The sequence below is a fragment of the Streptomyces sp. CO7 genome, assembly GCF_053474865.1.
This window is the reverse complement of sequence record NZ_JBRIOU010000002.1, coordinates 489,034-494,182: the sequence shown is the minus strand read 5'-3', so window position 1 is coordinate 494,182 and position 5,149 is coordinate 489,034. Positions and strand designations below refer to the sequence as shown.

The following is a 5,149-nucleotide window of genomic DNA, read 5'->3' as shown; positions in this document are numbered from 1 at the left end:
CGGGGCGGCCCGGCCGACAACCGAGGACGAAGATGACCGCGAACCTGAGCAGGAAGGCCTACGACGAGCGCCTGCGGACCTTGTCCGAGGGGTCCGTCAACGTCAACTTCAATCCGTTCACCGACATCGACTGGGACGACCCGGAGTTCGCCGTGGACACCGACGACCCCCGCTGGGTGCTCACCTCCGCGGACGCCCTGGGCGCTCACCCCTGGTACCGGGAGCAGCCGCTCGAGACCCAGATCCGCATCGGGATCTGGCGCTGGGCGGTCATCGCCAAGGTGGGGATGCAGTTCGAGAACCTCCTCATGCGCGGGGCACTGGACTACGTCTACCAACTGGGGAACCGGAACGAGGAGTTCAGGTATCTCACCCACGAGATCACCGAGGAGACCCACCACACGCAGATGTTCCAGGAGCTGGTCAACCGAACCGGCGTGGACACCGCGGGCGGCAAGCGGTGGTTCCGCCGGGTCAGCCGGGTCCTGCCGCTGCTCGGCTCCCTCTACCCCGAGGCGTTCTTCACCGGCATCCTGGCCGGCGAGGAGCCCATCGACCACCTGCAGAAGGGCGCCCTGCGCAGCGGGGAGCCGGTGCACCCCCTCCCCCGGCGGATCATGCAGATCCACATCGCCGAGGAGGCCCGGCACATCTCCTTCGCCCACGAGTTCCTGCGTCTGCGCGTCCCGCGCTTCGGCAAGGCCCGCCGTGGCGCCCTGTCGGTCCTCTTCCCGGTGATCATGCGGGTTCTGTGCGACGTCATCATGATCCCCGACAAGAAGTCCGCCGCGCTGGCCGGCATCCCGGAATGGGTGATCAAGGACGTCTTCTGGAAGTCCGAGGCCGGACGCAGGATGCTCCGGGAGCTCTTCTCCGACGTGCGGATGCTCGCCCAGGAGCTGGGCCTGATGAACAAGGTCTCCCGCCCGCTGTGGCGGGCCCTGCGCATCGACGGCCGCCCGGCCCGCTTCCGCGGCGAGCCCACCCCGCTCACCGACCAGGCCGGTCCGGGCCGCCGTCCCGCTGCGCCAACGCCGCGCTGACGCGCCGCCGCGCCGACGCGCCGCCGCGCCCGCACCGCCTCCCCCTGAACGCCCGAACGGAGACCAGCCCGCCGTGCCGTACGTCGTCACCCGATCCTGCTGCGCCGACGCCTCGTGCGTCCTGGCCTGCCCGGTCAACTGCATCCACCCCGCACCGGGCGAGCCCGGCTTCGCGACCGCCGAGATGCTGTACGTCGATCCGCGCACCTGCGTGGACTGCGGCGCCTGCACCACCGCCTGCCCGGTCGACGCGCTCAAGCCGCACACCGCCCTCGGCGCGGGGGAGTTGCCGTTCGTCGAGCTGAACGCCTCCTACTACCAGGAGAATCCGCACGCGGACCGCGCGCCCATGTACGTCGTTCCCCGGCAACGAACGCTCCCGGCGGGCGAGTTGTCGGTGGCCGTCGTGGGCGCTGGACCCGCCGGCCTGTTCGCCGCCGACGAGCTGCTGCGCCACCCGGGCGTCCGCGTCACCGTCCACGACCGGCTCCCCACCCCGTACGGTCTGGCGCGGGCCGGTGTCGCGCCGGACCACCAGGACACCAAGCAGGTCACCGAGCTCTTCCGGACCATCGAGTCCCAGCCCGGCTTCAGCTACCGTCTCGGCGTCGAGGTCGGCACCGACCTCACCCACGCCGACCTGCTGCGCGCCCACCACGCGGTGATCTACGCGGTCGGCGCCTCGGCCGACAAGCGCCTGGGCGTCGAGGGTGAGGACCTGCCCGGCAGCGTCTCCGCCACGGACTTCGTCGCCTGGTACAACGGCCACCCGGACCACGCGCGGGACGACCACCGTCTCGACACCGAACGGGCGGTCGTCGTCGGCAACGGCAACGTCTCCCTCGATGTCGCCCGCATCCTCACCGCCGACCCCCGGACCCTGGCCCGGACCGACATCTCCGACCGCGCGCTCACGGCGCTCCGCGGCAGCAGGATCCGCGAGGTCGTCCTCCTCGGCCGGCGCGGACCCGCCCAGGCCGCGTTCACCGTGCCCGAACTCCTCGCCCTGTCCGCCCTCGAGGACGTCGACGTGAGCGTCGAGGGCTGGCCCGACGACCTGGCGCCCGACACCGACGAGAAGACCCGCCTGCTGTCCGAACTGGCCGCCCGCACACCGGTCGAGGGCCGCCGCCGCATCGTGCTGCGCTTCCTGGCCGGCCCGGTGCGGATCACCGGCGAGGGCCGGGTGCGGGCCCTGGAGATCACCTCGACCACGCTGCACACCGACGACGACGGCACCGTCCGGGCCCGGCCCACCGGGGAGACCGAGACCCTGGAGACCGGTCTGGTCCTGCGCGCCGTCGGCTACCGCGCCAGGCCCGTCCCCGGTCTGCCGTTCGACGAGGACAGCGCGACGGTCCCGCACCGGGCGGGGCGGGTCGAGCCCGGGGTGTACGTCGCGGGCTGGATCAAGCGCGGCCCGACCGGTTTCATCGGCACGAACAAGACCTGCGCCCACGAGACGGTCGAGTCCCTCCTCGACGACTTCGCCGCGGGCCGCCTCACCGCGCCGGTGCCGGGCGCGCCCGTGCCGCCGGACGCCCTTGACCTGCAGGCATGGCGGGCGATCGACCGTGCGGAGCGTGCGGAGGGGGAGGCCCAGGGCCGGCCCCGGGTCAAGTTCACCGACACCGCTTCCCTGCGGCGCGCGGCGACGGGCGTGGCGGCCGCGACCGTGACCGCCTGACGGCACGCGGCCGTCCCTTCTCCCGCCGGTCGGCCACGGCCGGCGGAGTCGGCCCGATCAGCCGTGGGCGGCCGCGAGCCGTTCGAGGTCCGAGACACGCTGCTGCGGCGACAGTTCCACGCCCAGGCTCCGCAGCGTCGAGTCGAGGATGGCCCAGACCGACCGGCAGAGCATCGCGCGCAGCTCGTCCTCCGACTGCTCGGGCTCCGGATCGCGCTTCCACTGGTTGACCGCGGAGTCCACGAAGCCCACGATCCCGACCGCGACCGACCGGATCGGCGCCTGGGGCACCCCGAGGGCCTTCAGCACGTCGCCGAACCGCTCGCCCAGCATCAGCGCGATGGCCGACTTGGTGTCCGCCACCAGGGAGCCGTCCCCCATGTCGTGCTCCGCGACGCCCATGTACGCGTACAGGCGCGGATGCTGCAGCACCCAGTCCAGGTGGGCGCCCACGACGCGGTGGACCGACTCCTCGATCGTGCCGTCGAAGCTGAGCGTGGGTTCCATGCGGCGCACGAAGGACTCCACCACCCGCCGGCGGATCAGCTCGTCCAGCGACGCGCGGTCCTTGAAGTGCCGGTACAGCACGGACCGGGGCAGGCCCATCCGCTCGGCCAGGCGCTGCATGCGGAAGTGCGCGCCCTCCTCCTCGATGAGCGCGACCGCACCGTCCACCAACTCGCCCTGGCGCTGGGCCCGGTGCTCGTCCCAGCGGGTGGAGCGTCCGTCGGTCTGCGGCCCGTCACCTGTTCTCTCCACCATCACCCCAGGATATCCGCCGCTCCGTCGCGCGAGCGTCCTCGAGCGCGGCGGCCCACGCGCACCGTCGCGGGACGCGGCGGTCACCGTGTGAGAGAACCGCGAAGATCCGCGCACCCGCCGTCCGTCGGCGGATAGCGTGTGCGCCCGACCGGCGCCGGCCCGGCACGGCCGGGTCCGGCAGGACAGGGGAGGTCTCCGGCATGGCGGACGGATCTTCGGTTCACGGCGGTGGGCTGTCGCGGCGCCGACTGCTCGCGTCGTCGGCCGCCGCGGGTGGCGCGGCGTGGCTGCTGCGCGGACTGGTCCGCCCGACAGGTGCGTACGCCGCCGACGCACCCCCACCGCCGCCGGGTTTCCCGGCCGGTCCCGACGTCTACCGACGCGTCTACGAGAACTGGGCCGGCGAGATCCGCACCGACCAGTTGTGGACGTGCGCCCCGCGCCACCCGCAGGACGTGCTCGACATCGTCAACTGGGCGCACGGCGCGGGCTGGACGGTACGCGCGCAGGGCAAACGGCACGGCTGGGCCCCGCTCACGGTGGCCGACGGCACACCGGCCGCGACCCAGGTCGTCCTGCTGGACACCACCGCGCACCTCACCGCCATGTCGCTGGAGCGGCGGGCCGCCGACGGCTCGGCCGAGATCCGGGTCCAGACCGGAGCCACTCTGGAGGACGTGCTCGCGTTCGCCGGCGCCGCCGGTCACGGCGTCACCGCCGCGCCGGCGCCCGGGCAGCTGTCGGTCGGCGGCGCGCTCGCCATCGGCGGACACGGTACCGCCGTCCCCGCCGTCGGCGAGAGCACGCCGCCCGGCCACGGCTACGGCTCGCTGAGCAACCTCGTCACCGAGCTGACCGCGGTCGTCTGGGACGAGGACACCGGCCGCTACGTGCTGCGGACCGTCGGCCGGGCGGAACCCGACTGCGACGCTCTCCTCGTCCACCTCGGCCGCTCGCTCGTCACCGAGGCCGTCCTGCGCGTGGGCGCCGACCGGAACCTGCGCTGCCAGTCCCTCCTGGACATCCCGGCCGCCGAACTGTTCGCCGCCCCCGGCGCCGCGGCCGGGAAGCGGACCCTGGCCGACTTCGTCGACCGGACCGGCCGGGCGGAGGCGATCTGGTTCGCCTTCACCGACAAGCCCTGGCTGAAGGTCTGGAGCGTCGCGCCGCGACGGCCGCTGGGCTCACGCGCGGTCGACGAGCCGTACAACTACCCGTTCTCCGACTCCCTCCCCGAGCCTGTGGCACGGCTGGCCGGGTCCCTGGTCTCGGGGGCCTGGGCGAGCGCGCCGCTCTTCGGCCAGGTGCAGTACCTGCTCGCCAAGGTGGCGCTGACCGGTGATCTCACCGACGTCCTGCTCTCCGGCGACCTCGTGCGGGACGTGCTGACCGGTGACGTCCTCACCCACCTGCTGGCGGGCGGGCTGCGGTCGGACCTGTGGGGCGCCTCCCGCAACCTGCTGCAGTACATCCGGCCCACGACGCTGCGCGAGACGGCCAACGGATACGCCGTCCTCGTCCGCCGCGCCGATCTGCAGTGGGTGGTCAGCCGGTTCGCCGACTTCTACCGCACGCTGCTCGCCGAGTACGCGGCGCGCGGCGAGTACCCGGTCAACGGCCAGGTGGAGATCCGCGTGACCGGCCTCGAGGACCCGTC

The 5,149-nt window shown here is 73.3% G+C and carries 4 protein-coding genes; 3 read left to right on the top strand and 1 reads right to left on the bottom strand.

From position 1 onward, the window contains the following. Window positions 1-32 precede the first annotated feature (32 nt). Both ACOV8S_RS04155 and ACOV8S_RS04150 read left to right on the top strand, forming a co-directional pair. The gene (locus tag ACOV8S_RS04155; protein WP_448316158.1) at window positions 33-1,043 is read left to right on the top strand and encodes an AurF N-oxygenase family protein; all 1,011 of its coding nucleotides are present in this window, start codon (window positions 33-35) and stop codon (window positions 1,041-1,043) included. A gap of 73 nt (window positions 1,044-1,116) precedes the next feature. Then, the gene (locus tag ACOV8S_RS04150) at window positions 1,117-2,730 is read left to right on the top strand and encodes an FAD-dependent oxidoreductase (RefSeq protein ID WP_448316157.1); all 1,614 of its coding nucleotides are present in this window, start codon (window positions 1,117-1,119) and stop codon (window positions 2,728-2,730) included. Window positions 2,731-2,787: 57 nt separating this feature from the next. On the opposite strand, the gene ACOV8S_RS04145 is transcribed toward ACOV8S_RS04150, so the two are convergent. Next, window positions 2,788-3,492, bottom strand: coding sequence for a TetR/AcrR family transcriptional regulator (locus ACOV8S_RS04145; protein ID WP_448316156.1), 705 nt, complete (start codon window positions 3,490-3,492; stop codon window positions 2,788-2,790). Window positions 3,493-3,692: 200 nt separating this feature from the next. Here ACOV8S_RS04145 and ACOV8S_RS04140 point away from each other — a divergent pair. Beyond that, on the top strand, window positions 3,693-5,149 hold a 1,457-nt coding region (locus ACOV8S_RS04140), incomplete at its 3' end, for a cholesterol oxidase substrate-binding domain-containing protein (protein WP_448316155.1).